Genomic DNA, 22,845 nt, shown 5'->3' with positions numbered 1-22,845 from the left:
AGTGACGACCAGGGCCGGATCCGGCGTGGTGCGTCGTACGCCGTACGAGCTGCTCGCGCTCGCAAGCTCCGGGTTCATCCTCCTCGACACCGACGACACACCGGCGACCTCGGTGGTGGTGGTCGACCTGGACGACACGGTGTGGACCGACGACCTGGTGGCGGCACTGGCTGGCGCACTCGACGTCCCGGGCCCGGTGCTGATCGGCTTCGCCCACGCCGAGCTTCCCGAGCTGGTACAGCCGGTGCTGGAAAAGCTCACCCTCACGCTCGCGCCTGCGGGACCCGGCCGCACGTGCGTCCAGGGTGACGAGGCGGCGCTCGACGACCTCTGTGCCCGAGTGTTGGGGACGCCGGGAGCGGCGATCGCGTTGCACGGACTCCTCCGGGTGACGTCGTCCCTGCCCGTGGTCGAGGCGATCACTGCTGAGGCCGCTGCCTACTCGATGCTGCTCGGGGGTGACGAGTTCGCGCGCTGGCGCGCCACCACCCCGCAACGTCCGACGCCCACGGTGGGCGAACCGGTGCGGCTCGAGCGCCCCGATGCCACCCTGATGATCACGCTCGACAACCCTGCTCGCCGCAATGCCTTCGGCGCCGCGATGCGCGACGCCCTCGTCGAGGCACTCCGACTCCCTGAACTCGATCCGAGCATCGAGCGGGTGGAGCTGCGCGGCGCCGGCCGGATCTTCTGCAGCGGCGGCGACCTCGACGAGTTCGGTACGGCGAGCAGCCCGGTCGCGGCCTACCGCGCTCGGATGTCGCGCAACCCTGGTCGTCAACTGCACCTGCTCCGCGACCGTGTCATGGTGCAGCTGCACGGAGCCGCGGTCGGCGCCGGGATCGAACTGGCTGCCTTCGCCGGCCACGTGCGTGCCACCAGCGACACCTGGGTGCAACTGCCTGAGCTGGATCTCGGGCTGGTTCCCGGTGCCGGCGGCACGGTGAGCATCCCGCGTCGGATCGGCCGGTGGCGGACGGCGTGGATGGTGCTCAGCGGAGCACGGCTCGATGCCACCGCGGCGCACGCATGGGGACTCGTCGATGAGCTCGTCTGACGCCCTGGGTGCGCTCGAGGCCTGGGCTCGTTCCGGCGCGATGGCGCTGACCGGAGTCGCCGATGGCCCACCCGAGGCCGCCCCCGGTGACCCGGCCGGGGTGGTTGCCCGCTCCCTGGCAGCGGTGGCCGACGCCACGGTGCGACGTACGGGGCGCAGGCCTGTCCTGCCCGATCCCCGACTGCTGGGGGAGCGAGCGGCGATCGCGGCACTTGGTCGACGTGCACCACTCTCCTGCGGCGGTGCGTTCCGTGCCGTCCCCACCCGCGACGGGCACGTCGGGCTCTCCTTGGCCAGGCAGTCAGACCTCGAACTCCTGCCCGCGTTGCTCGGCAGCGATGCGCTCGTGCGCCGGGTCGACGCCCTGCAGGGCGGAGACGGCCGGGCCCCCGAGTGGGCCTGGAATGCCGTGGCCTCGTGGGCCGCGCAGCTGGCCACCGAGGAGGCAGTTGGCTGCGCCGAGCTGCTGGGCATCCCGGCCGCAGGCGTCCCGGACGTTCCCTTGGCGCTGGAAGCGGACCCCGCATGGGGCGCCGGCGCACGGACGCGTCACGAGGGAGGCGCACGCGGCCGATCCGTGGCCCCTCTGGTCATCGACCTGACCTCGTTGTGGGCGGGCCCGCTCTGCGCCCATCTGCTGGGGTTGGCCGGGTGTCGGGTGGTGAAGGTCGAGGCACTCGCCCGGCCCGACGGTGCCCGCCGCGGACCGGCCTCGTTCTTCGATCTCCTGCACGCCGGCCACCAGATGGTGGCGCTCGACTTCACCAGCGCGGCCGGTCGTCGGCAGCTGGCCGACCTGGTCGCCCGGGCCGACGTCGTGCTCGAGAGCTCGCGGCCCAGGGCCCTGAGGCAACTGGGGATCGATGCGGAGGCGGTGGTCGACGCCGGTACGTCGTGGCTCTCGATCACTGCCCGCGGCCGGGACTCGGAGACGGTCGGGTTCGGCGACGACGTGGCCGTCTCGGCGGGACTGTTCGTCCGCGACGAGGCGGGTACCCCGGTCCCCTGTGGGGACGCCCTCGCCGACCCGCTGACCGGCGTCGTCGCCGCGGTCGCGGCAGCGCGAAACCTCGAAGGCGAGCAGGCAGAGCTGATCGAGGTGTCGATGTGGCACGCAGCGCGAGCCGCCCGGGCCGCCATGGCTGGGATTGCCCCGCACGCTGTGCACCAGCGGGTGGACGGCTGGTGGGTCGAGCACGAGGGCGGCGCCATCCGGGTCGAGGAGCCCTGGGCGCGGGCTGTGACATCAACCGCCCGTGGGATCGGTGCAGACAATCGGGCGGTGTTCCGATGACGACGTGGTTGCTGGACGTGGAGTGGGAGGGACACCGGGCAGACGTCTGCGTGAGGGACGGGCGCGTGGGTCGGATCCTCGCCGGCGGTGACGGCCGACCTGCCGCGGGAGACACCGTGATCGAGGCTGCGGGCGGTTGGCTGCTCCCGGGTCTCCATGACCATCACCTGCACGTGCTGTCACTGGCCGCCGCGTTCACCTCGGTCGACTGCTCGCCTGTCGCCGCTCCGGGGCTGGCCGAGCTCGGGGCAGCGTTGCGGGCAGACCAACACCCCGACGGTTGGGTCCGGGGCATCGGCCACCACGATGCGAAGACAGGCCCGCTCGACCGACACGTGCTCGACCGACTGCTGCCCGATCGTCCGGTGCGGATCCAGCATCGGGGCGGCGCATTGTGGGTGCTCAACTCCTTGGCGCTGCAACGAGTGGTGCATCTTCTCGACGACTCCGACGACGTCGAGCGCGACGCACAGGGAGAGCCGACGGGTCGTCTTTGGCGCTACGACTCCCGGCTCGCACCTGAACTGCCGCTCCGGGAGCCAGACCTCGGCGCGGTCGGGCAGCGACTCCGGTCGCTGGGCATCACCGGTGTCACCGACGCGACCCCTGATCTCGACGAGACCGCGGCACGGCTGCTGGCCGAAGCTGCGACCGACGGTCGACTGCCCGTCGCCATCACCGTGCTCGGTGCTGGAGCATCGCCACCACAGCCCTTGGTGGGAGGGCCGGCGAAGCTGCTGCTGCGAGACCACGACCTGCCCACCTATGACCAGCTCGCCGCCACAGTCGAGGGGCATCGGGCCACCGGCCGCGCCGTCGCCGTCCACTGCGTCACGGTCGAGTCACTGGTGCTCACCCTGGCGGTGCTCGACGAGGTAGGGGTGGTCCCCGGCGACCGCATCGAGCATGCCTCCGTCTGCCCTCAGGCCCTGCTCCCGGAGATCAAGCGCCTGGGTCTGCGTGTCATCGTCCAACCCGACCTGCTCCGCACGCGGGGCCGCGAATACCTGGTCGAGGTGGAGCCGCACGACCTGCTGGATCTCTGCCCGAACCAACGACTGGTCGGTGCCGGGATTCCGACGGCCTGTTCCAGCGACGCGCCCTTCGGCGACCTCGATCCCTGGCAGATCGTCGCCACTGCTCGCAGCCGGCAGACTGCAGACGGCGCAGTGCTCGGGGCCGCCGAGTCGGTCAGCACTGCGACGGCTCTGTCCGGCTATCTCTCCGCAGCAGAAGAGCCCGGCGGCCCACCCCGGCGGGTGGCGGTCGGCGGTGCGGCAGATCTGCTGCTCCTGCGCGCTGGCCGCGATGAGGCGCTCGCCAACCCCCACCGGGAGCTGGTGCGTGCGACGCTGAGCGGTGGCGACCTGCACGTCGGCTGACGACTTGCCGGTGTCCGGCAACAGGCCGATCGGCCGTCCAGGGCAAGAGCGGCGAGACAGCCGTCCACGTCACTCCGGAACGAAGCCGGAGAACGAGTCCTCCAGCATCGAGCCCGGGCTGCTGACCGTCACGACGGAGATCAGTGCCGGAAGTTGTCACTCCCGTGTCAACTTCCAGCAGAAGATCCTTGCAATCACACGGTGACCCCTGGTTGATCCGGAGGGCTCATGGTTACGTCCTGGACATGCGTCTCCTAACGCGTCTTGTATCCGTGAACCCGGATAGTCTCTTGTCTCTCTTATCGCGGTGCGCGGCGTTGTGGTCGGCGTCCAGGAGGGGCCGGCCCTCATCTCGACGTCGGAGCCCTTCGACACCCGCGACAACAGCGTGGTGGTGTCGGTCCGGGTGGTGCAGGTGTTCAAGGACGAAGAATCTCTCGTCCGCGACGACCTGGTCCATGTCTCGCTGCCGCGCGGGGTCGGCGCCCTGGACGAGGACGGGCAGGTCTTGCCGAACGACGCCGCACCCTCCCTGGCCGAGGTGCGCGAGAGCTTGCGAGCGGGTCTGGAAGTCGTCGTCATCGCCCGTCCACGTGATGACGCCGAGCATGTGGCGAGTCCGTCGGTGATCCGCGAAGAATGGCACGGACAGTTGCCGACGGACGCCATTTTGTTGGGCGGCATGCACCCCCAGTCGTTCGTGGTGGACCAAGGCGACGAACCGTTGCACTCTTGGCCGGGTCTCACCTTTGCCGACTTGGTTGAGCAGCTTCGGCAGTGACGCCGCCTCTCGCTGGCTCGGCATCGCCACTGAGTCGGTCGAGCAGCTCGACGGCAGCACGGGTGTAGTCACTGATCCAACGATCGTGGATGCGTTTGATCGGCAAGGGGGAGAGGGTCAGGTGGCGCTCGCGCCCGATCTTGCGTCCACTCACCAACTCGGCGCCCTCCAGCACGCGTAGGTGTTGCAGCACCGTCGTGCGGTCGAGCTCGGGCAGCAGCGCACAGAGCGAACCGGTCGTGTGCGGGGACTGCTTCAGCGCGTCGAGCATGCGGCGGCGTACGGGGGACGCCAGCGCCTTGAACACGCGATCGTCATCGGAGCTCGGAGCTGGCGACGTAGACATGTGATAATTTTACAACATGAACGACGCGCCCCGCCTTGATGCCCTCTCCTTCACCGTCTCCGGCCGCATCGCGCGGCAGTGTGCCGAGGTCTACGAGGCCGTCGCCGATCCCGAGCAGCTGTCGCACTACTTCACCACCGGTGGCGCCCGAGGGCGTCTGCAGCCCGGGTCGGAGGTGATGTGGGACTTCCACGACTTCCCCGGCGCATTCCCGGTCACGGTGATCGAGGCGGTCCCGCCGCGTCGGATCGTCATCGAGTGGGAGGGGGAAGACACCGCGGGCGGGACCGGAACCACCAGGACGACGTTCGAGTTCGAGCCGATCGACGACGACACCCGGACCCTGGTGACGATCACCGAGTCGTCGTGGCAACCCACTCCCGACGGTGCGAGCAGTGCGTTCGGGAACTGCGCGGGCTGGGTCGGCATGCTTGCCGCCCTCAAGGCGTGGGTCGAGCACGGCATCAACCTGCGCGAGGGTTTCTACCGCTGACCACGGGAGAGGTAGCGCGACAGGTGGCACGATCAGACCCATGAGTGAGGTACGCGCCGCCGCCCTCGAGGATGCCGACGTGGTCGGTGGACTGCTGTTCGACTTCAACATCGAGTTCGAGACGCCCACGCCGCCGGCACAGGAGTTCGCTCGCCGGTTCGCGTCGCTGCTTCTCCGTGACGACGTCCTCGTACTGCTCGCCGGGCCGGAAGAGGCGACCGGCTTCGCCTACCTCACGCTCCGCCCCACGCCGTACGGCGACGGGCCGCTCGCGCAGTTGGAAGAGCTCTATGTCCGGCCCCACCTGCGCGGCCGGGGGATCGGCACCGCTCTCCTGACCAGGGCCGCTGTCGAAGTCGAGGGACGGGGCGCGATCGAGATGCACATCAACGTGGACGAGATCGACGTCGATGCCCGTCGGTTCTACGAACGGCACGGGTTCGTCAACATCGAGCCCGGTACCGACTACCGGATGCTCTGCTACCTCCGCGAGTTGTGACCTCTCGTGCGGTCACCGGACATCGAGAGCTCGAAGTCAGTAGACGAGCGCCTGCACACCTTCGCGCAGCGACTCCTCGACGAAGGCCGCAGCGCCGGCGACGCGTACGTCGGGGAGCAGGTCGTCGGCGCTGATCTCGCGACGCTCCGCACACTGGCTGCACACCGTCACGGTGCCCGCGGCGAGCACGGTGTCGCGCAGGTCGGCCAGGGGCGAGGCGAGGGGGAGGGAGAACTCCTCGGCCTTGCCGGGAACGCCGAACCAGGCAGCCTCTCCAGCAAGCCACAGACTGACCTCGACGCCGGAGGCGGCAGCCAGCGCCGCCACGTTGAATGCCTGGTTGCAGCGCTCCGCATCCTCGGCGCCGCACGTCACCTTCACCACCAGAGACCGGGTCATGCGGGGGAATCTACTCGGGGTGATGACGCCACTAGACTGGCCCCATGCCGTTCGAGCTCCCTGACAATCTGCACCCTGACTGCGCCCCCATCGCTTGGATGCTGGGCACGTGGCGCGGCAACGGCCACGGTGACTACCCGACGATCGACAAGTTCCAGTTCGGGCAGGAGCTGATCTTCGTCCACGACGGCCGTCCGTTCTTCCACTACATGGCACGTGCCTGGCTGATCGATGACGAGGGCAACAAGGTGCGCGACGGCGCCATCGAGACCGGATTCATTCGCTGCCGCCCCGAGGGGAAGATCGAGATGCTGCTGACCCACGCGAGTGGCGTCGCGGAGATCTGGGTCGGGGAGGCCGGCGACGCCAAGCTGGAAGTGCAGACCGACGCGGTCGCACGCACCGAGAGTGCCAAGGAGGTCACCGCCGGACACCGCCTCTACGGGTACGTCGAGGGCGACCTTCTCTATGCCTACGACATGGCGGCCATGGGCCAGCCCCTCCAACCGCACCTGTGGGCGCGCCTCCAACGCCAGTGACCTGAGGGGACTCGTGACCGACTTCGCCGACAAGATCCACCGCAGCGGGCGACGGATGACCCCGCAGCGCCAGTCGGTGCTGCAAGCAGTCAACCGCCTGGGCCATGCCACCCCTGACGCAGTGCATGCCGAGGTCGCCAAGGAGCTCGAAGGCATCAGCCTCTCGACGGTCTATCGCAACCTCGAGGTGCTCGAGCAGTTGGGGCTCGTGCGGCACGCCCACATCAGCGACCGTGCGCCGACGTACCACTCCGTCTCGGGCCACGAGCACTTCCACCTGATCTGCCGCCGCTGCGGACGGGTGGACTCGGTCGACCCCGAGGTCATCGCACCGGTGGTGACCGCGCTGGAGGGCGAGCACGGTTTCGTGCCCGACATCGGCCACCTCACCGTCTTCGGTCACTGCATCTCGTGCGCTGAGGCCGATAGCTGAGCCCCCTTCCGGTGGTCGAGCTTGTCGAGACCCCCGCTCCCCGGTGGGTCGAGCCCCCTTCCGGTGGCCGAGCCCCCTTCCGGTGGTCGAGCTTGTCGAGACCCCCACCTGCGCCGACGTAGGCTGAACGCATGGCCAGCCCCTTGCTCTCCCTCCCCGGCGCAGTGGCCGGCGACGGTGTCGATGCCCCCGTCGCTGCTCACTACGGTTCGTTCAACCTCGAGCAGCGTGCACTCGACCAGGGGGAGGGATTCGTCGACCTCTCCCACCGCGACGTCGTCCGCATCTCCGGGCCCGACCGGCTCGAACTGCTCCACAACCTCACCACCCAGCACCGTGACGCCTTGGCGAGCGGGCAGCCCACCGCCTTCCTGGTGCTGAGTCCGCAGGGCCACGTGGAGCACGCGGTCTTCGGCCACGACGACGGTGAAGTGTTCGTGGGGCACCTGGAGCCCGGGGCCGGGGCCGCGCTCATCGACTTCCTCACCAAGATGCGTTTCATGATGCGCGTCGAGATCGACGACGTCACCTCTGAGCTGGCGACCACGTGGCGTCCGGCGAAGCGCGTGGGTACGGCGTTCGACGGCTACGAGTTCATCCCGCGGGAACGGCTCGACGAATACGCCAAGGCCGCCGGCCCTGCCGCGGGCCTGTGGGCCTTCGAGGCGCTGCGCATCGAGCGCGGCGAGCCGCGCTTCGGCATCGACACCGACCACCGCACGATCCCCAACGAGGTCGGCTGGATCAATTCCGCCGTTCATCTCGACAAGGGCTGCTACCGCGGCCAGGAGACGGTGGCCCGGGTGCACACTCTCGGCCGTCCGCCGCGTCGCCTGGTGCTGCTGCACCTCGACGGCTCGGAGAACAGGTTGCCGAAGCAGGGTGCCCCGGTGCGGTTGGGCGAGAAGGAGATCGGTTTCGTCGGCTCGTCGGCGCGCCACCACGAGCTCGGCCCCATCGGGCTCGCCGTGATCAAGCGCAACGTCGCCGTCGATGCCACCCTCGATGCCGACGGCATCCCCGCCGGCCAGGAGGTCTTGGTCGACCCCGAGATCGGCCTCCACGTCCGCCCCAACCTCCGCGGCTGACCCACACCCGGTGGTCGAGCCGTCCTTCGGTGGTCGAGCCGTCTTCGGTGGTCGAGCTTGTCGAGACCCACGCCCTAACAGCCCGTATCGAAACCGCACTGACCCCCGTGCGCCTTCCATGACTGTTGGGTAACGTCGGGGCAGCACCCTCGTTGAACGGATCGTTATGGCACTCGAATCAGCAGTCCGCCCCTGGGGCTCGTGGCATGTCATCGACGACGGTCAGGGCTACAAGGTCAAGCGCATTCAGGTGAAGCCTGGTCAGCGCCTCTCCTACCAGACCCACAAGCACCGCTCCGAGCACTGGGTGATCATCTACGGCATCGCCACCTGTGTAGTCGAGGGTGAGACGATCGTCGCCGGCCCCGGTGAGTCGATCGACGTCGAGAAGGGTGCGGCCCACCGCATCACCAACGAGCACTCCGAAGACCTGATCATCATCGAGGTGCAGCACGGCGCCTACACCGGTGAGGACGACATCTGCCGGATCGAGGACGATTACGGGCGTGAGGGCGAGTCCGAAATCGCCTGATCCGCGTTGCAGACCGGGTTGATGCAGTCGTTGGTAGCGGTTGTCCCGCTGCAGTCTTCGCCCGTGCTGCGGTGGGTCGTGGCGGGCTATTCCCTGGCCGCCTCTACGTAGCGCTCAACTTGTGCCTCGAGGATGCTCGCGACATGGTGCCCACCGAGTCACTTGATGACCAGGGCTGAGGCTCCGGAACGTGCGGGGTGCATGCAGCGGGGCGTTGCGCCACGAGCTGTCCTCAACTGCCCGGCCACGGGAGCTTGGCAGGTTCCTTGATGGATCAGGAAGTGCTCTCATGTGTGTTGACGACGAACATCCGGGTGCGCGTCCGGTCCAGGAAGTTCGCTTCGTCGGCCTCGATGGCCGCCCTGATCTCGGGTGTGGAGTGCAGAGCAAGCATGGCGTCGAACCCGGCCCGATCCTCGAAGTACATCTCGGTGATCACGTCGAAGTCAGGATCGGTCGCGGTAGGGGCGCCGACCATCGAGTCGCGATCGATGTAGTTGCGCCGGTAGTCGCCGATCTGCGGGAGCAGGCTGCGGACGAGCTTCGAGTGGTTGTTCTCGTAGTAGTCGACGAACTCGGCGTGGGTGAGCTCGGGCTTGCGGGCAAGGAGAGCGATGGCTTTGATCATGGCGTGAGGCTATGTCTTGGGCCAACGGTTGGAACTCACGGTCTCGCTGACTGTGATGGGGGTGAAGCCTGCGGATCGGGATCGCCGCACCCGCGGGCCAGGTGCCCTATCGGCGCCACTAGTTCTTGTTGTGACCGAGTGACCGGGAGAGCAGGACCTTCTTCCAGTAGGTCTCGCGGTCGATCACGTGTTGGTCGTCCATGCGCATCGACCAGAACTCCAGCAGTGCGAATCGCATGTTGTTGCGGAAGTGGTCCTCGCCCTTCGCTGTGAGGTGGTCGCGCAGCCCCACGTTGTCGCCGTGGAGAGTGCCGGCGTAGGAGGACCAGCGTTGCCAGATACCGGTGTCGCCGTACGCCGAGCCGACGTAGGGCTCGCCGGTCGACTGGTCGTGAATGACGTAGACGCCCTTCATGTTCTCCAGGGCGATCCGCCAATCCGGTCGGGCTTGCTTCACGATGCTCTGGATCTGGGCCAGCGAGTGGTCGATGCGGTCGTGGCCGGGAAACGGATCGCCGGTGAACGGTTCTTCCAGCACCGAGGCCACCGTCATGAAGTCGAGACAGGCTTCCATGTTGCGGCGACGGTTTCGACCTGCGAGTGCCATGCGGACATAGAGCCTGCGAATGAAACCTCCCATGAGGTCCGTTCGGAGGACGACATCGTAGGAATGTGTTCGCGGCTCCGGACGGCGTGCCGTGACCTCCCAGATCCCCCGAACAACCAGAGAGTGGTGTCGTGTCGGTCCTGCGCGAGCGAGAAGATGAACTGCCGGTTGAAGTCGTCATTGACGTTGCGCCACGAGTTCCACCGTTGCCACTCGCCCGGGTCGTTGCCGAGGACGTCGATCGGGTGCGCCTCGCCGTTGTGGACCGCGAAGTTGACCTTGCAGCGGGAAGCATCGAACTCCGCCGGAAGCAGCGTCGCAAGCGTGATGGGGACCATGGCAGGAGGCTAGTGCTGCACAACGGTGCGCGCAGGGCCTGTCGATCCACCAGGCGCCAACGGCTCTGGGCCGGGGTCTCGGTCACGTCACGACGTGACCGGGACCGGGATTGACAGCGAGTCGCACTTTAATGATAGTCATTAAAGTGCGTCAGGGGCTCCTCCCTGGCGCTCAGCCGCACTTCTTGGAGGTCCGATGTCCATTCCGGAACAGCCTGCCCGTCAACCGTCCTCCAGCTGGGACCGGTTCGCTGACGGACTGCGCGCATCCGCACGCTGGATTGAGGAACACGAGGTTTCCGTTGACCCCGTGATCAGGGCGCAAGGCGTTCGCTATGTGGGTCGGGCAGCGATCGCCGCCCTGCACCACGAGGTGGAGTACGCCGACCCGCTCTTCCCGCAGTGGTTCCGCTGCATCGACCAGGTCAACAATTGGGGTGGTCCGAACGTCGACAACGAGTACCTCTCGGCAGCGGTCGACCCCTCGCACGCCTACCACGTGCACGCGGACCTGTCGCGGTCGGCGGGCCTGCTCCTGCAGAGCATCCGAGGCATCTGGCACCTGCCTGAAGGCTTCGCAGTCCTCGACGACTGGAGCATCGACGACTTCAAGCTCAATGACGACGGCACCCTGGATCTCTACCTCGGTGGACCCGAGCGGAGCGACGTCAACTGGTTCCCGCTGCACCCGGAGGCTGAGCGACTCTGGGTGCGTCAGTACGGCACGGCCTGGGACGAGCACCGAGTGGGCGGATTCAGCATCACCCGGATCGATGACGGCCCGCTCACACCCGCGGTGCTCACGAACGAGAAGATCGCAGAGCAGGTGGACAACGCTGCGGAGTGGCTTGCCGGTGCGGTGCGCCACTGGCCGTCATCCCTGCTCAATCGGGCGCACCCGCTGCCCGTGAACAGCCTGCCCAAGCCGTTCGTGAGCTCGCAGGGCTCGGCCCAGATCAGCTATGCCTTCACTCGACTGGACCTCGAGGGCCCCCAGGGCTTGGCGATCGAGCTCGACGAGCCGGACGCGCGCTACTGGTCCTTCCAGCTCTATTCCTTTCCTTGGTGGGAGTCGCTGGACGCCCGCAACGGGCTGACCTCCCTGAACCACGACCAGCTGGTCGCGGACCCTGACGGCCGCGTGCGGGTCGTGGTCTCGGTCGAGGACCCGGGGTGCGCAACTGGATCGACTGCAGCACCTCGCCGCGGGCCTTGTTGATGATGCGCTGCGTGTGGGCGAAGAACCCCGTTGCCCCCACCAGCCGGCTGATCGCGGTCGGTGAGCTGGCGGACGGTGATCGGGCACTCCATGGCGGGCGCATCGACGCAGGTCAGCGCCGGGAACAGCTGGCGACGCGTCGGCGAGACGCCGATCGTTGGATCCGTGGAGCAGCCCGATGAGTGGCGGTCAGGACGCCAGGCGCGAACCGCGCACCGTCGTGGTGACCGGCTCTGCATCCGGGATCGGTCAGAGCGCTGCTGATCTGTTGCGTGCAGCCGGTGACAAGGTGATCGGAGTCGACAAGGACGAGACGGATGTCGTTGCTGACCTCTCCACTCCTGAGGGACGCAGCGGCGCTGTGGCCCAGGCACTGGAGCTGGCCGGGGGCACCATCGACGGCGTGGTGGCCTGCGCCGGCCTTGCTTCGCAGTCGGACCTCGATGTGAAGGTGAACTTCTTCGGGGTCGTGGAGTTCTTGCAGGGCTGCCGGCCAGCGCTCGCTCGGTCCAGTCAGCCGCGGGCCGTGGTGGTCTCCTCGATCGCCTCGCTCCACGGACGCGATGATGAGCTGCTGGCGGCGTGCGAAGCACTCGACGAGCCGCGCGCCCTCGCTCGGGCCCGGGAACTCACCGTCGACGGCCCCGCGCCCGCGCTCTACAGCGGCTCGAAGTTGGCGGTCGCCCGCTGGGTGCGGTCCTCGGCAGTGAGCGATGAGTGGGCCGGAGCCGGGATCACGCTCAACGCCGTCGGCCCGGGCATGGTCGCGACGCCAATGTCCGCAGCCCGCCGGGCCTCGGCCGAGGGCCGCGCGCAAGCCGAGCGCGCCGTACCCTCGAAGCTCGGGACGTGGTTGCCACCGGAGGCGATCGCGCATCCGCTGGTGTGGCTGGTGAGCCGAGACAACACCCACTTGACCGGACAGGTGATCTTCGTGGACGGCGGTGCGGAAGCCGTGCTCCGAGGGCCCGAAGCGGTGTGAGGCTCCGTACGCCGGGCGGTCCCAGTCGTGCGTCGGTCGCGGACCGGTGCATGTGAGACTGTCCGGCGCACCGGCGCTCTGCCCGTGCTGGCAAGGAGGATGAGGATCATGACAGCGCGCCCCCGAGCACCCGGGAGCGACTCATGGACGTCGCAGAGCGGATGTACGCCGAACGTGGCCTGGAGGCCGTGCCCACCCGTGACATCGCGGTCGAGGCCGGACAACGCAATGCATCGGCGGTGAACTACCACTTCGGCGGCCGGGACGGCCTGGTCAGCGCGATCCTCAAACGCCGGATGGATCAGATCAACGAAGTCCGACGCGAACGACTGCAGGAGCTGACAACCGAAGGCAAGGACCGCGACGTCCGAGCGCTGGTCGAGGCCCATGTCATGCCCTTCGCCGAGTTCGCGATGAGCACCCGGCCAACTCCCCACTATGCGCGGTTCATCGAGCAGGCGCTGGTGGCGCTCTCGCACGGCCCCGAAGGGGTTGAGCCGTTGGGGAGTACGCCGGCGCAGCGCGCGAGGTCGCCGAGCACCTGGCCCAGGCGCTGACCCACCTCGACCCCGAGGTGGCCCGCCGGAGGATCCGGCTCGCGAGTTCGATGGTGGTGACCGAAGTGGCCATGATCGAGAGCTCCGCGGACCCGGGGAGCTACCAGGCGCGGATCGTCGATCTCGTCGACATGGTGACCGGGGCCCTCACCGCCGTCGCGCGGCGGGACTGAGATCGGCCGGCCGCCCAAGTTCGGCTGGCCGCCGCCAGGTCATGCCCCACCCGCCACCAAGAGTCCTGTGCAACCGGAGAGGGGTCAGCTTCCCGCTGCGGTCCTCTGGGACCGTTCGGCGCGATCAAGCAACAACGATCGTTCGCTCATGTTGGAGGTCAGTGACGCCGCCTCGCGGAACGACGCGGCTGCGTCGTCATGGCGACCAGCTCGGGCGAGAAGGTCGGCGCGCACACTGGGCAGGAGGTGCGAACCGGCAAGCGCACGCTCGGAGAGGTCATCGAGGATCGCGAGGCCCGATTCCGGGCCGAATGCTCGACCGTGCGCCACGGCGCGGTTGACTTCCACGACCGCGCCGGGGGCAGTCTCGGCGAGCACGTCGTACACGATCGCGATGGCGCGCCAGTCGGTCTCCTCGGGTGTCGATGCGCGAGCATGTCGAGACGCGATCGCTGCCTGCAGGTAGTAGCGACCGACCGGCTTGCCGCGTACGGCGAGCTGTTCCGCGCGCTCCAAGGCGGCCAGCCCCCGTCGGATCAGGCCCTGGTCCCACAAGCTGCGGTCCTGGTCATCGAGCAGCACCGCCCGGCCTTCGACGTCGACGCGGGCGGCGGCGCGAGAGGTCTGCAGTTCCAGGAGAGCTTGCAGCCCATGCACCTCCGGCTCGTCGGGCATCAGTTCGGCGAGCATCCGGGACAGCCTGATGGCCTCGTTGGTCAGCTCGGGCCGCATCCAGTCGTCGCCCGCGGTCGCGGTGTAGCCCTCGTTGAAGATCAGATAGATCACGGCCATCACGTCATCGAGCCGGTCAGCGCGCTCGGCGACGTCGGGGAGATCGAAGGCAATGTGTGCTTCGCTGAGCGTCTTCTTGGCCCGGGAGATTCGCTGCCCCATTGCGGTCTCGGTGGCCAGGAAGCCGCGCGCGATCTCCGCAGTCGTCAGCCCGCCGACCAGGCGAAGCGTCAATGCGGCACGCGACTCTGGAGTGAGCTGTGGGTGGCAGGACAGGAAAATCAGTCGGAGGGCGTCGTCTTCGATGAAGTCGACCTGCGTGGTGAGGTCAGGCATCTGCTCCTCCTCGCTGAGGGCCTGACCGATCTCCTCGGTCTTGCGACGCAGGTTGTCGGCCCGCCGGAAGCTGTCGATGGCGCGACGCTTGGCAGTCGTCATCAACCAGGCGCCGGGGTTGTCGGGAATGCCGTGGGCGGGCCAACTCTCGAGCGCGCTCACCAGCGCGTCCTGCGCCAGGTCTTCGGCGAGATCGAGATCCCGGGTCATCCGGGCCAGGGCGCCGACCAGCCGCGCGGACTCCTCACGCCAGGTGGCTGTGATCGTCTCGCCGGTGGTCTTGGCCATGCGGTCAGCCTAGGGCCGACCGCATGGCCGTGCGTGGGGAGTGCTCAGGCGTCGGACGACTCCTGCGGCGCCTCCGAGACCTGACGCAACGTGGCGACGATCTCGCACCCGGGCCAATACTTGGCGTGCAACTCGGCGAACTCCTGCTGCGCGGCGATCGCGGACTCCAGGTCGTCGTACTGGAGCAGCGACCAACCGCCGACGATCTCCTTGGCCTCGGCGTAGGGGCCGTCGACGCGCGTCGTCTCACCCTTGCGGACGACGAAGTTCACCGCATCCTCGGTGCCATACAGGCCACCCCCGTCCAGGAAGTGACCCTGTTGCGCCTGCTCGCTGATGTAGGCGTCCATCGCGTCGAACATCGCCTGGGGCGGCGCGCCGATGCCCTCTTCCATCCTCACGAAACCCATGAACCGCGGCATTGCTCTGCTCCTCAGCTGTGGTGCCACCGCTGCTCGGTGGTCGACTCACCCCTACGTCGAACGACATCCTGCGCGTTCGACATCACGCGGAGAGTATTTTTCGCCGTAGGGGTTTCGCCCATCACATGAGGGGCTGTTCGAGCGACTGCTCGAGCAACTTCTCGATCTGCTCGAGTGTGTAGGTGCGCTTGCCGCCCTTGCACACGACCTTCTTCTTGCCCTTCTGCTTCACGACCTTCTTGGCCACCTGGACCTTGAACGGGCCCGGGGCGATGGTCTCCCCGTCGAAGGTGACCTTCCACTGACCCTTCTTGTCGGTCTTTGCCTTGCCCGCGACGAGCTTCTGCTCGACCTGGGTCAGGGTCACCTTGCGCTTCGCGCGGCAGATGGACTTCTTCTTGCTGGCCTTGACCTTGCCCGAGAACACGACGGCGCCGGTGTCAGCGGGTGCGATGGCAGTGATCGTGGGGGATGACTTCGACTTCACCGACTTTGCTGCCATGGCCGGCGTTGCGGTCATCAAGGGGATGGCCAGGCCGAGGCCGACTGCTGCGGCGACGACGGACGAGACGCTACGTTTCATTCCTGCTCCTCAGGGTGTGGTGATGGGTGCAGCAGTGGGTGCCCGCATTGTTGGGTGCAAACGCTTGATCATGGCAGAAGGCGGGCCCTTTCCGGGGCAAAACGGATGGGCAAGTGCTCCAAGGCCAGCTCACGTGGGTCGCTGCGTCGGATCGAGTCCTCTTCTGCGCCGTCCGAAGCCGACGATGGCAATGATCGCGAGGACCCACACCGCTGCATTGACCAGCGAGGCGACCACGAAGCCTCGCTCATCCATCGTGTCCGTGCTCGCCAAGGTCAGTACGGTGACGCCGAGCGCGCTGCCGACGGAGAACCCGAAATAGCGCAGCACCTGGTTGAAGGCGAGTGCACTGCTGGTCTCTGTTGCCGGAACCACTCGAATGAGCAGGACCGGCAGTGTCGCAAAGGTGCCGCCGCTGCCCAGCCCAGCCAGCACCATCGCCACCACGGCGTGCCAGGTCTGATCGTGCGCCACTGCGAGAAGCAGTGTCGAGATCAGATAGATCCCGCACCCGAACGGCAGGACGGTGGCAGGATCGACGAAGCGGCCCACGAACAGCGAGATGCGACTGCCGAGGACGCTCATCGCCGAATAGGGCACGAGCAGAAGTCCCGCAACCAGCACCGACTTGCCCATGCCCCAGCCGCTGGGGGTTTCGGTCTGCACCAGCACCATCATCAGGGTCAGACCCATGTACATTCCCGTGCCTGCGGAGACCGCTGCCAGATTCGGGCCGAGTGCTGCCGTGCCGAATGCCAAGCGCAGGTCGACCAAGGGGCTCGCGGCGCTGAGGGTCAAACGGACCCAGGTCGCGACACCTGCCGTGCCGGCCACGAGAAGCGCCAGGGTCCGCGGGTCACCCCATCCCCAAGTGGTCGTCTGGCTGACCCCGAGCAGGAAGCAGAGCGTGCTGGTGCCGAGGAGCAAGGACTCGCTGATCCGGGTCCGCGCGATCGTCGCGTACGGCGCCCTGGGCAACTGCCGCCAGGCCAGGGCGAGCGTCAGTGCGGTGAGCACGGTGCCGAACCAGAATGCGGCTGCCAAGCCGCCCAACTGGGCGACGAACGCGGTCAGTGGAAAGCCCAGCCCGGCGCCCGCCACCATGCCAACCGAGAGCACCGCCATGACGGAGCCGATGCGTTGGGGAGGAAGCACGTCGCGGGCGATGGCCATCGCGAGGGAGCGAGTGCCATGCCGATGCCCTGGAGCGAGCGACCGGCGATCAGCGCCGGCAGCCCGAGCGCTGGCAACTCGATGGCCAGTGCAGCAAGCACCGTCCCGGCAGCAACCACGGCAAGGCCGGACAGGATGATCGGGCGCCGCCGATGGGCCACCGCGTAGCGGCCGAGCACGGGCGTGGCGACTGCGGCGGTGACCATCGTCGCAGTCAGGGACCACTGGGCTGCGCCGAGGGAGACATCGAGATCTCGCGCGATCGTGGGGACCAGTGATGCGCCCAGGCCGCTGACGATCCCGCCGACGGTCGTCAGGAGGAGCAGGGTGGGCAGGAGCAGTCGAGAGCCTGGTTGCAAGTCAGCGGCGCGGGTGACCCAGGCGCGCCGAGAGCTCGCCTGTCCGTTCCAGCAGCAGTGCGCCCAACTCCTCGACGCGAGGCTGGATGCGGTCGACCGGCCCGCACACGCTGATCACTCCGACGGGCTTGTCCTCGAAGTCGAGCAACGGTGCGGCCACCGCGCCAGCACCTTCCTGCCGCTCGCCGAAGGAGATCGAGTAGCCGCGCTCGCGAATCTGGTCGAGTTCCGCGATCAGCGCTTCACGGTCCACCGTGGTCTGGTCCGTCAACTGCACCAGCGCGACGCTGTCCATGTAGTCATCCTGCTCGGCCTTGTCCAGGTGCGCCAGGAAGGCCTTGCCCGTGCCGCCTGCGTGCAAGGGGAAGCGATCGCCTACTTGGACGGACATGATGACCAAGCGCTTCGGAGTCACTTGGTCCAAGTAGACGCGGTGATAGCCGTGTCGAATCGACAGCGTCGATGTCTCGTTGGTGTGGGCACTCAATTCGCGCAAGGTGTCGCGGGCCAGGTCGCGCATGTCGACGCGCTGGATGTAGGTGCTGCCCATGACCAGCCAGGAGGGGCCGAGTTTGTACCGGCGGTTGGTTGCGTCCAACTCGAGGAAGTCGCGGCCGCAGAGAGTCGTGACGATACGGTGCACGGTGGCCTTGGGGAGGTCCAGCGACCTGGCGATCTCGGAGATGCCCAGATTGTCGGTGCCCGGCTGAGCAAACAGCATGAGCACGTCGAGCGCACGCTCCAGACCCTCGAGGGTGCGGTTCCCGCGGCCAGGCGGCTCGAGGGAGGTCTCAAGCGTGGGCGGCATGGCCAACCTCTCATCAGGAAGAACAGTGGTGGTGACGGCGAAATGTCTGGCGTCGTTGACAGTGAAACGCCCCTATCCTATTGTTTCGGAGAGCGAAATGTCGATCCTCTCAACGAAACGATTTGGATCGTCATCCGGCTCCGGATCACGGATTGCTGGCCATGAGCTCTCGGGAGGCGTCTGCATGTCCACCCTCGGTTCCACGGCTCTGGAGCCCTTCGATCTTCGCACGGTTCGGTTGCGCAACAGGGTGGTCTTTCCCGGTCACACGACGAATTTCGGCGTCGACTCCCTGCCGACTCTTCGTCACCGTGACTACTTGGCGCGACGGGCCGCGGGTGGCGCCGCCATGGTGATCACCGAAGCAGTCCGGGTGCATCCGACCAGCGCGGGACGTGACAGCACCCTGGGGTCCTATCACCCTGACGCGGTGCGTGCCTACGCCGAACTGGTCGGCGCGGTACACGAGCAAGGGGCGGTGCTCCTCGCCCAACTGATGCATGCCGGTCGGCAGGCCGCGGGTGACAGCACTCGTACGGCGGCCTGGGCGGCTTCGGCGATTCCGTGGACCCACGGCGGCCCGGTGCCCCACACGATGACCGTCCGCGACATCGACGTCGTGGTGAAGTCCTTCGGCGTCGCTGCGCGGCGGATGGCGGAGGCGGGCCTCGACGGAGTCGAGGTGCACCTCGGACACGGTCATCTCCTCCAGCAGTTCCTCTCGCCGGCCACCAACCGGCGCGATGATGCCTATGGCGGTGACAGCGACCGCCGGATCCGCTTCGCCCGCGAGGTGTTGGCTGCGGTGAGCGCGGAACTGCCCGAGGAGATGCTGCTCGGCATCAGGTTGAGCGCCCACGAGTTCCTGCCCGGCGGGCTCGAGCCCGACGACGTCATTGAGATCGTCGACGCGCTCTCGGCGGACTTTCGTTTCGACCTGCTCCACGTGAGCCATTCCGCCTACGTGGGACAGGCCTCCCTGAGCACGCAGATCGCCGACATGAGTCACGGCGCCGCGCCCTATCGGGAGTTCCCGCGACGCTTCAAGCAGGCCTTTCCCGACACCCCCGTCGTCGGGGTGTGCCGCATCGATGACCTGGGTGTTGCCGATGACCTGCTCGGTGCGGGGGACGCCGACCTGGTGGCGCTGGCGCGCGCCCAGATCGCGGACCCGGACCTGGTACGCAAGACCGCTGCCGGCCGAGCCGGAGAGGTGCGTCGCTGCCTGGCCTGCAACCAAGCCTGCATCGGGCGCATCGAGCACAGTCTTCCGCTTTCGTGCGTCGTGAATCCGGCGGCGGGGAGGAGCGTGTCGATGCTGCGTTGCGGCGGGACGCCCTGGCTGCCGCCGGGAGGAGCTTGCTCGTCGTGGGCGGCGGGCCTGCTGGCCTGCGGGCCGCTGTCACCGCCGCACGGGCTGGGGCGGCGGTGACCCTCGTCGAGGCCGAGTCGTCGCTCGGGGGGCAGGTCGCCCGGGCTCGCATGCTCAAGGGCCGCGAACGCCTCGGGGTGCTCGTCGACGACCTGTATGCCGAGGCGCTCCGTCGGGGAGTCGACGTACGCCTGGGTTTGAAATTGGGAGATCCCGGCCCCGGCGCGCCTGCCCCGGTTGACGTGGCTGCCTTCGATCACATCGTGGTCGCCGCCGGGGCTCGCTCCTTGCGGCGGTCGTTACCCGGGGCAGAGGAGAACGGCGTCGAGGTCCTTGATGCAGAGAGTGCCGTCGTCGCGCTCGAAGCGGGCAGTTGGAGGCAGCCGCGACGGATCGCGGTCGTCGACGACGAGGGCTCCTGGATCGCCGCCGGACTGGTCGAGGCGCTGGGCCGAGGCGGCCACCGCGTGCACCTGGTCGCTCCGTCACCACAACTCTTCGGCCGCGTGACGCTCTACAGTCGGGCCGGGCTCCTGGATCGGCTTCGCGCCTTCGACGTCTCCAGCCATCTTGCGCGGCGGCCGAAGGCCATCGCCGAGACCGGACTGCTCCTCCAGGACGTCGTCGGCGGCGCGGACGCGTCCGAGGTGGTGCCCGGGATCGATCTCGTGATCGACCTCCCAGCGCGGGTGGCTCGCACGGAGCTGCTTGCCTGGCTCGCCGCTCGAGGGGTCGAGGAGCGCGTCGTCGTGGTCGGCGACGCGCTGGCCCCGCGGACGTTGGTGGAGGCGACCTATGAGGCTCATCGCGCTGTGCTCCACGTGCTCGCAGCGCCCACCCCCACACCTGTCCTGTCCATCAGCTGACCCGCCCCAGGAGGGCTCTCCATGCCTGAATCCCCTGTCCATGACCCGATCCGGCTGGAAGGCCTCGTAGCGCTGGTGACCGGTGCCGGCGGTGGTATCGGCGGTCGCGCCGCCCGGCTCCTCGCCGAACGCGGCGCCGTGGTGGCGGTGGCCGACCGTGACCCAGCGGTCCTGGAGCAGGCCGTGGCCGACGCGGCCTCCTCGGTGCACCAGCTCGATCTCGTCGATGTCGACGCGCCCACTCGGCTGCTGGTCGAGGTGCTCGAGCGCCACCAGCGTCTGGACCTGCTCGTCAACAGTGCCGGCATCAATGCCCGCTCCGCGGCGGCAGAGACCTCGCCCGAGGAGTGGGCGCGGGTCATGGAGGTCAACCTCGCCGGCACCTACCGGATGATGCAGGCCGCGCATCCGGCGCTGCGCGTCTCGGAGCACGCAGCGGTGGTGAGTCTGACCTCGACCGCGGCAGCGGTGGCGGTGCCTCACAATGCGGCGTACTCGACCTCCAAGGCCGGGCTGGTGCATCTCACGCGGGTGCTGGCCTCTGAATGGGCTGCTGACGGCATCCGCCTCAACACCGTCGCCCCGACGATCGTGGCGACTGCCATGACCGAGGCCGTGCGCCAGGATCCGGCCTACATGGCCGACAAACTGGCCTCGATTCCCCTGGGCCGGATGGCGACTGTCGACGACGTGGCGCAGGCGATCGCCTTCCTCGCCTCGCCTGCTGCCGCGATGGTCACGGGCCAGACGCTGTTCGTCGACGGCGGCGTGACGACGCGGTAATCGAAGTTAACAGGGGCTTAACGAGAAATCGGCTCGAGAGTCTTGACGGGGAGTGGGCCGACGGGGTTCAGTATGAACCGGTTAGAGGAACGCTGTTTCGCTAAGCGGAACAATCCGGTGGTTGGACCCAGAGGAGAAAGACATTGGGACGCAGGCTCACAGGTCGTGTCGGACGGATAGCGACCGCGTTGTCGCTGTCGGTCGTCATTGCGGCATGCTCCGTTTCGAATCCAGGCGGTGACGACTCGGCAGATGGAGGCGACGACACCCTGATCGTGGCCGCGGTCAATGTGCCGGGCGGCTTCGACGGCGACGTGCTCACGCCGGGATCGCAGAACACCGTCACCCAGCTCTACGAGACGCTCGTCGGTTACGGCGTGAAGGATGCCGAAGGGGGTGCTCGCGAGGTGGACGCCTCGGTGATCGAGCCGAAGCTGGCCGAATCCTGGGAGTTCGCCGACGACGAGTTGAGCGTGATCTTCAAGCTTCGCGAGGGCGTGCAGAGCAACTGGGGCAACGAGCTCACGGCCGAGGACGTCAAGTGGAGCTGGGACAAGTCGAAAGCCCAGGACCGCACCGGCGCCTTCATCGGTCAGGTCTCCAACGTCGAGAGCGTCGAGGTGGTCGACACCTACGAGGTCAAGTTCAACCTCACCGACCCGAGCCCGATCCTGTTGCGCGCGCTGACGCTCTACACCCCGTCCATCTATGACTCCACCGAGATGAAGAAGCACGCCACCAAGAGCGATCCCTGGGCGCTGGAGTGGATCAAGACCAACAGCGCGGGCTTCGGGCCCTACTACGTCGATGACGTGAAGGCCGGCAGCGAGGCCGTCTTCAAGGCCAACCCCAACTACTACGGCGACCAGCCGCACTTCACCTCCGTGGTCTACCGCGCGGTGCCGGACGCCTCGACCCGCGTGCAGCTCCTGCAGGCCGGCTCGGTCGACTGGATCGAGGAGCTGACCTTCCAGCAGCTCAACGAGCTGGAGAAGAGCGACGGTGTCAAGGTGCAGTCGGTGGCGGGCAATTTCCAGGCCCGCGCGCTGATGAACCCCAACTACGAGCCGTTCAAGGACAAGCGCGTCCGGCAGGCGCTCAACTACGCCACGCCGCACGAGCAGATCCTCAACAACGTCTTCGCCGGCCGGGCCAAGCAGAGCCGCGGGTCCTTGGTCTCGACCATCCCCTGCTACGACCCGGACCTGTGGAGCTACGAGACCGACATCGACAAGGCCAAGTCGCTGCTCGCCGAAGCTGGCCATGCCGACGGCATCGACATCACCTTGGAGTACTCCAGCCTCAACTGGTGGGAGGAGCCCCTCGGGATCCAGCTGAAGGACGGTCTGGCGAAGGCCGGCATCAACGTGAGTCTCAAGCGAATCCCCGATGCCGACATGACGGCCCGCGCCGCGATCTCCGAGCGCGACCTGCCGTTCTTCACGTTCTATGAGCAGTCGATCGTGCTCGACCCCGGCTACAGCCTGCTGCTGACGTCGACCCCCGACGGCTCGGCGGACCGCAACGCCTACGACAACCCGGAGCTGACCAAGCTCATCGAGCAGGCCAACGTCATCACCGACGAGAGCGAGCGGTGCGAGCTGATCAAGGAAGCGCAGCAGATCCACCTCGACGACGCATCGTGGATCTACTCGGCCGAGATCGGTGCGCACGAGGCAATGGCCGAGGACATCGAGGGCTGGGTCTGGAACCCGGACAACCACGAGCGCTGGGCCGACCTCAGCCGCTGACAGCTCCCGTCCGCCCACCGTGCTC

27 protein-coding genes and 1 pseudogene are annotated in these 22,845 nt (G+C 67.7%); 18 read left to right on the top strand and 10 right to left on the bottom strand.

The genetic code is table 11. The features are described 5' to 3' along the window. Nucleotide 1 precedes the first annotated feature (1 nt). The 4 genes from L1066_RS27740 (at nucleotide 2) to L1066_RS12635 (ending at nucleotide 4,514) form a co-directional block, all read left to right on the top strand. Nucleotides 2-1,057: an enoyl-CoA hydratase/isomerase family protein gene (locus L1066_RS27740; protein WP_235736658.1), complete on the top strand. Its 1,056-nt coding sequence runs from the start codon at nucleotides 2-4 to the stop codon at nucleotides 1,055-1,057. Continuing rightward, nucleotides 1,044-2,351 carry a CoA transferase gene (locus L1066_RS12645; protein ID WP_235736657.1) on the top strand — a complete coding sequence of 436 codons (1,308 nt, stop codon included), beginning with the start codon at nucleotides 1,044-1,046 and terminating at the stop codon, nucleotides 2,349-2,351. The genes L1066_RS27740 and L1066_RS12645 overlap by 14 nt, the downstream gene beginning before the upstream one ends. Beyond that, entirely contained in the window at nucleotides 2,348-3,733 is a 1,386-nt protein-coding gene (locus L1066_RS12640; protein WP_235736656.1) for an amidohydrolase family protein, read from the top strand. Before L1066_RS12645 ends, L1066_RS12640 begins: the two co-directional genes overlap by 4 nt. Nucleotides 3,734-4,052: 319 nt before the next feature. Continuing rightward, nucleotides 4,053-4,514, top strand: a complete 462-nt coding sequence (locus tag L1066_RS12635; RefSeq protein WP_235736655.1) for a hypothetical protein — start codon at nucleotides 4,053-4,055, stop codon at nucleotides 4,512-4,514. On the opposite strand, the gene L1066_RS12630 is transcribed toward L1066_RS12635, so the two are convergent. After that, on the bottom strand, nucleotides 4,477-4,860 hold the full coding sequence (locus L1066_RS12630) for an ArsR/SmtB family transcription factor (RefSeq protein ID WP_235736654.1): 384 nt from the start codon (nucleotides 4,858-4,860) through the stop codon (nucleotides 4,477-4,479). The two genes, L1066_RS12635 and L1066_RS12630, sit on opposite strands and share 38 nt — an antisense overlap. 16 nt (nucleotides 4,861-4,876) lie before the next feature. On the opposite strand from L1066_RS12630, the gene L1066_RS12625 reads away from it, so the two are divergent. Both L1066_RS12625 and L1066_RS12620 read left to right on the top strand, forming a co-directional pair. Continuing rightward, a complete protein-coding gene (locus L1066_RS12625; RefSeq protein WP_235736653.1) occupies nucleotides 4,877-5,353 on the top strand; it encodes an SRPBCC domain-containing protein in 477 nt (158 codons plus the stop codon). 31 nt (nucleotides 5,354-5,384) lie between these two features. Continuing rightward, a complete protein-coding gene (locus L1066_RS12620) occupies nucleotides 5,385-5,852 on the top strand; it encodes a GNAT family N-acetyltransferase (RefSeq protein WP_235736686.1) in 468 nt (155 codons plus the stop codon). A 36-nt stretch (nucleotides 5,853-5,888) separates the two neighbouring features. Here L1066_RS12620 and L1066_RS12615 read toward each other — a convergent pair whose 3' ends face one another. Further along, nucleotides 5,889-6,251 (bottom strand): DsrE family protein, encoded by a 363-nt coding sequence (locus L1066_RS12615; RefSeq protein WP_235736652.1) that lies wholly within the window; start codon nucleotides 6,249-6,251, stop codon nucleotides 5,889-5,891. Nucleotides 6,252-6,295: 44 nt separating this feature from the next. Here L1066_RS12615 and L1066_RS12610 point away from each other — a divergent pair, with 44 nt between their 5' ends. The 4 genes from L1066_RS12610 to L1066_RS12595 all read left to right on the top strand — a co-directional run bounded on the left by L1066_RS12610 (nucleotide 6,296) and on the right by L1066_RS12595 (nucleotide 8,843). Then, complete coding sequence (locus tag L1066_RS12610) at nucleotides 6,296-6,790, top strand: heme-binding beta-barrel domain-containing protein (RefSeq protein WP_235736651.1); 495 nt, start codon at nucleotides 6,296-6,298, stop codon at nucleotides 6,788-6,790. 13 nt (nucleotides 6,791-6,803) lie between these two features. Continuing rightward, on the top strand, nucleotides 6,804-7,223 hold the full coding sequence (locus L1066_RS12605; protein WP_235736650.1) for a Fur family transcriptional regulator: 420 nt from the start codon (nucleotides 6,804-6,806) through the stop codon (nucleotides 7,221-7,223). A gap of 131 nt (nucleotides 7,224-7,354) precedes the next feature. After that, entirely contained in the window at nucleotides 7,355-8,311 is a 957-nt protein-coding gene (gene ygfZ / locus L1066_RS12600; protein WP_235736649.1) for a CAF17-like 4Fe-4S cluster assembly/insertion protein YgfZ, read from the top strand. A 166-nt stretch (nucleotides 8,312-8,477) separates the two neighbouring features. After that, a complete protein-coding gene (locus L1066_RS12595; RefSeq protein WP_235736648.1) occupies nucleotides 8,478-8,843 on the top strand; it encodes a phosphomannose isomerase type II C-terminal cupin domain in 366 nt (121 codons plus the stop codon). A gap of 274 nt (nucleotides 8,844-9,117) precedes the next feature. Here L1066_RS12595 and L1066_RS12590 read toward each other — a convergent pair whose 3' ends face one another. The 3 genes from L1066_RS12590 to L1066_RS12580 all read right to left on the bottom strand — a co-directional run bounded on the left by L1066_RS12590 (nucleotide 9,118) and on the right by L1066_RS12580 (nucleotide 10,416). Next, a complete protein-coding gene (locus L1066_RS12590; RefSeq protein ID WP_235736647.1) occupies nucleotides 9,118-9,471 on the bottom strand; it encodes an EthD domain-containing protein in 354 nt (117 codons plus the stop codon). 118 nt (nucleotides 9,472-9,589) lie between these two features. Continuing rightward, complete coding sequence (locus tag L1066_RS12585) at nucleotides 9,590-10,009, bottom strand: GIY-YIG nuclease family protein (RefSeq protein ID WP_235736646.1); 420 nt, start codon at nucleotides 10,007-10,009, stop codon at nucleotides 9,590-9,592. A gap of 11 nt (nucleotides 10,010-10,020) precedes the next feature. Next, nucleotides 10,021-10,416 (bottom strand): hypothetical protein, encoded by a 396-nt coding sequence (locus tag L1066_RS12580; RefSeq protein ID WP_235736645.1) that lies wholly within the window; start codon nucleotides 10,414-10,416, stop codon nucleotides 10,021-10,023. Nucleotides 10,417-10,726: 310 nt separating this feature from the next. Here L1066_RS12580 and L1066_RS12575 point away from each other — a divergent pair, with 310 nt between their 5' ends. From L1066_RS12575 to L1066_RS12560, 4 genes are all read left to right on the top strand, one after another. Continuing rightward, on the top strand, nucleotides 10,727-11,635 hold the full coding sequence (locus L1066_RS12575) for a DUF1214 domain-containing protein (protein WP_235736644.1): 909 nt from the start codon (nucleotides 10,727-10,729) through the stop codon (nucleotides 11,633-11,635). Continuing rightward, on the top strand, nucleotides 11,590-11,817 hold the full coding sequence (locus tag L1066_RS12570; protein ID WP_235736643.1) for a hypothetical protein: 228 nt from the start codon (nucleotides 11,590-11,592) through the stop codon (nucleotides 11,815-11,817). The genes L1066_RS12575 and L1066_RS12570 overlap by 46 nt, the downstream gene beginning before the upstream one ends. After that, a complete protein-coding gene (locus L1066_RS12565; RefSeq protein ID WP_235736642.1) occupies nucleotides 11,814-12,617 on the top strand; it encodes an SDR family oxidoreductase in 804 nt (267 codons plus the stop codon). The genes L1066_RS12570 and L1066_RS12565 overlap by 4 nt, the downstream gene beginning before the upstream one ends. Before the next feature lie 143 nt (nucleotides 12,618-12,760). Further along, nucleotides 12,761-13,174: a TetR/AcrR family transcriptional regulator gene (locus L1066_RS12560; RefSeq protein WP_235736641.1), complete on the top strand. Its 414-nt coding sequence runs from the start codon at nucleotides 12,761-12,763 to the stop codon at nucleotides 13,172-13,174. 257 nt (nucleotides 13,175-13,431) lie between these two features. Here L1066_RS12560 and L1066_RS12555 read toward each other — a convergent pair whose 3' ends face one another. The 5 genes and pseudogenes from L1066_RS12555 to L1066_RS12535 form a co-directional block, all read right to left on the bottom strand. Continuing rightward, complete coding sequence (locus L1066_RS12555; RefSeq protein WP_235736640.1) at nucleotides 13,432-14,703, bottom strand: RNA polymerase sigma factor; 1,272 nt, start codon at nucleotides 14,701-14,703, stop codon at nucleotides 13,432-13,434. Between the two features lie 44 nt (nucleotides 14,704-14,747). Further along, nucleotides 14,748-15,125: a YciI family protein gene (locus L1066_RS12550; protein WP_235736639.1), complete on the bottom strand. Its 378-nt coding sequence runs from the start codon at nucleotides 15,123-15,125 to the stop codon at nucleotides 14,748-14,750. 121 nt (nucleotides 15,126-15,246) lie between these two features. After that, the gene (locus L1066_RS12545) at nucleotides 15,247-15,708 is read right to left on the bottom strand and encodes a hypothetical protein (protein ID WP_235736638.1); all 462 of its coding nucleotides are present in this window, start codon (nucleotides 15,706-15,708) and stop codon (nucleotides 15,247-15,249) included. A gap of 129 nt (nucleotides 15,709-15,837) precedes the next feature. Then, a pseudogene (locus tag L1066_RS12540) lies at nucleotides 15,838-17,240 on the bottom strand (MFS transporter). A gap of 1 nt (nucleotide 17,241) precedes the next feature. Further along, nucleotides 17,242-18,048, bottom strand: a complete 807-nt coding sequence (locus tag L1066_RS12535; RefSeq protein ID WP_235736637.1) for an IclR family transcriptional regulator — start codon at nucleotides 18,046-18,048, stop codon at nucleotides 17,242-17,244. Nucleotides 18,049-18,232: 184 nt separating this feature from the next. On the opposite strand from L1066_RS12535, the gene L1066_RS12530 reads away from it, so the two are divergent. The 4 genes from L1066_RS12530 (at nucleotide 18,233) to L1066_RS12515 (ending at nucleotide 22,820) form a co-directional block, all read left to right on the top strand. Then, the gene (locus tag L1066_RS12530; protein ID WP_235736636.1) at nucleotides 18,233-19,480 is read left to right on the top strand and encodes an oxidoreductase; all 1,248 of its coding nucleotides are present in this window, start codon (nucleotides 18,233-18,235) and stop codon (nucleotides 19,478-19,480) included. Beyond that, nucleotides 19,417-20,286 (top strand): FAD-dependent oxidoreductase, encoded by an 870-nt coding sequence (locus tag L1066_RS12525; protein ID WP_235736635.1) that lies wholly within the window; start codon nucleotides 19,417-19,419, stop codon nucleotides 20,284-20,286. The genes L1066_RS12530 and L1066_RS12525 overlap by 64 nt, the downstream gene beginning before the upstream one ends. A gap of 21 nt (nucleotides 20,287-20,307) precedes the next feature. Continuing rightward, the gene (locus L1066_RS12520; RefSeq protein WP_235736634.1) at nucleotides 20,308-21,069 is read left to right on the top strand and encodes an SDR family NAD(P)-dependent oxidoreductase; all 762 of its coding nucleotides are present in this window, start codon (nucleotides 20,308-20,310) and stop codon (nucleotides 21,067-21,069) included. A gap of 275 nt (nucleotides 21,070-21,344) precedes the next feature. Next, nucleotides 21,345-22,820 carry an ABC transporter substrate-binding protein gene (locus tag L1066_RS12515; protein WP_235736633.1) on the top strand — a complete coding sequence of 492 codons (1,476 nt, stop codon included), beginning with the start codon at nucleotides 21,345-21,347 and terminating at the stop codon, nucleotides 22,818-22,820. Nucleotides 22,821-22,845 lie beyond the last annotated feature (25 nt).

The sequence above is a fragment of the Nocardioides alcanivorans genome, from assembly GCF_021555175.1.
Lineage (GTDB): Bacteria > Actinomycetota > Actinomycetes > Propionibacteriales > Nocardioidaceae > Nocardioides > Nocardioides alcanivorans.
This window is presented reverse-complemented; position numbering and strand designations above follow the sequence as displayed.

What these genes read in the sequence shown, in the direction of transcription:
- L1066_RS12645 (WP_235736657.1), top strand. Translation starts at nt 1,044, where the DNA reads ATGAGCTCGTCTGACGCCCTGGGTGCGCTCGAGGCCTGGGCTCGTTCC.
- L1066_RS12640 (WP_235736656.1), top strand. Translation starts at nt 2,348, where the DNA reads ATGACGACGTGGTTGCTGGACGTGGAGTGGGAGGGACACCGGGCAGAC.
- L1066_RS12630 (WP_235736654.1), bottom strand. Translation starts at nt 4,860, where the DNA reads ATGTCTACGTCGCCAGCTCCGAGCTCCGATGACGATCGCGTGTTCAAG.
- L1066_RS12625 (WP_235736653.1), top strand. Translation starts at nt 4,877, where the DNA reads ATGAACGACGCGCCCCGCCTTGATGCCCTCTCCTTCACCGTCTCCGGC.
- L1066_RS12615 (WP_235736652.1), bottom strand. Translation starts at nt 6,251, where the DNA reads ATGACCCGGTCTCTGGTGGTGAAGGTGACGTGCGGCGCCGAGGATGCG.
- L1066_RS12610 (WP_235736651.1), top strand. Translation starts at nt 6,296, where the DNA reads ATGCCGTTCGAGCTCCCTGACAATCTGCACCCTGACTGCGCCCCCATC.
- ygfZ (WP_235736649.1), top strand. Translation starts at nt 7,355, where the DNA reads ATGGCCAGCCCCTTGCTCTCCCTCCCCGGCGCAGTGGCCGGCGACGGT.
- L1066_RS12595 (WP_235736648.1), top strand. Translation starts at nt 8,478, where the DNA reads ATGGCACTCGAATCAGCAGTCCGCCCCTGGGGCTCGTGGCATGTCATC.
- L1066_RS12590 (WP_235736647.1), bottom strand. Translation starts at nt 9,471, where the DNA reads ATGATCAAAGCCATCGCTCTCCTTGCCCGCAAGCCCGAGCTCACCCAC.
- L1066_RS12580 (WP_235736645.1), bottom strand. Translation starts at nt 10,416, where the DNA reads ATGGTCCCCATCACGCTTGCGACGCTGCTTCCGGCGGAGTTCGATGCT.
- L1066_RS12565 (WP_235736642.1), top strand. Translation starts at nt 11,814, where the DNA reads ATGAGTGGCGGTCAGGACGCCAGGCGCGAACCGCGCACCGTCGTGGTG.
- L1066_RS12560 (WP_235736641.1), top strand. Translation starts at nt 12,761, where the DNA reads ATGGACGTCGCAGAGCGGATGTACGCCGAACGTGGCCTGGAGGCCGTG.
- L1066_RS12555 (WP_235736640.1), bottom strand. Translation starts at nt 14,703, where the DNA reads ATGGCCAAGACCACCGGCGAGACGATCACAGCCACCTGGCGTGAGGAG.
- L1066_RS12550 (WP_235736639.1), bottom strand. Translation starts at nt 15,125, where the DNA reads ATGCCGCGGTTCATGGGTTTCGTGAGGATGGAAGAGGGCATCGGCGCG.
- L1066_RS12545 (WP_235736638.1), bottom strand. Translation starts at nt 15,708, where the DNA reads ATGAAACGTAGCGTCTCGTCCGTCGTCGCCGCAGCAGTCGGCCTCGGC.
- L1066_RS12535 (WP_235736637.1), bottom strand. Translation starts at nt 18,048, where the DNA reads ATGCCGCCCACGCTTGAGACCTCCCTCGAGCCGCCTGGCCGCGGGAAC.
- L1066_RS12530 (WP_235736636.1), top strand. Translation starts at nt 18,233, where the DNA reads ATGTCCACCCTCGGTTCCACGGCTCTGGAGCCCTTCGATCTTCGCACG.
- L1066_RS12520 (WP_235736634.1), top strand. Translation starts at nt 20,308, where the DNA reads ATGCCTGAATCCCCTGTCCATGACCCGATCCGGCTGGAAGGCCTCGTA.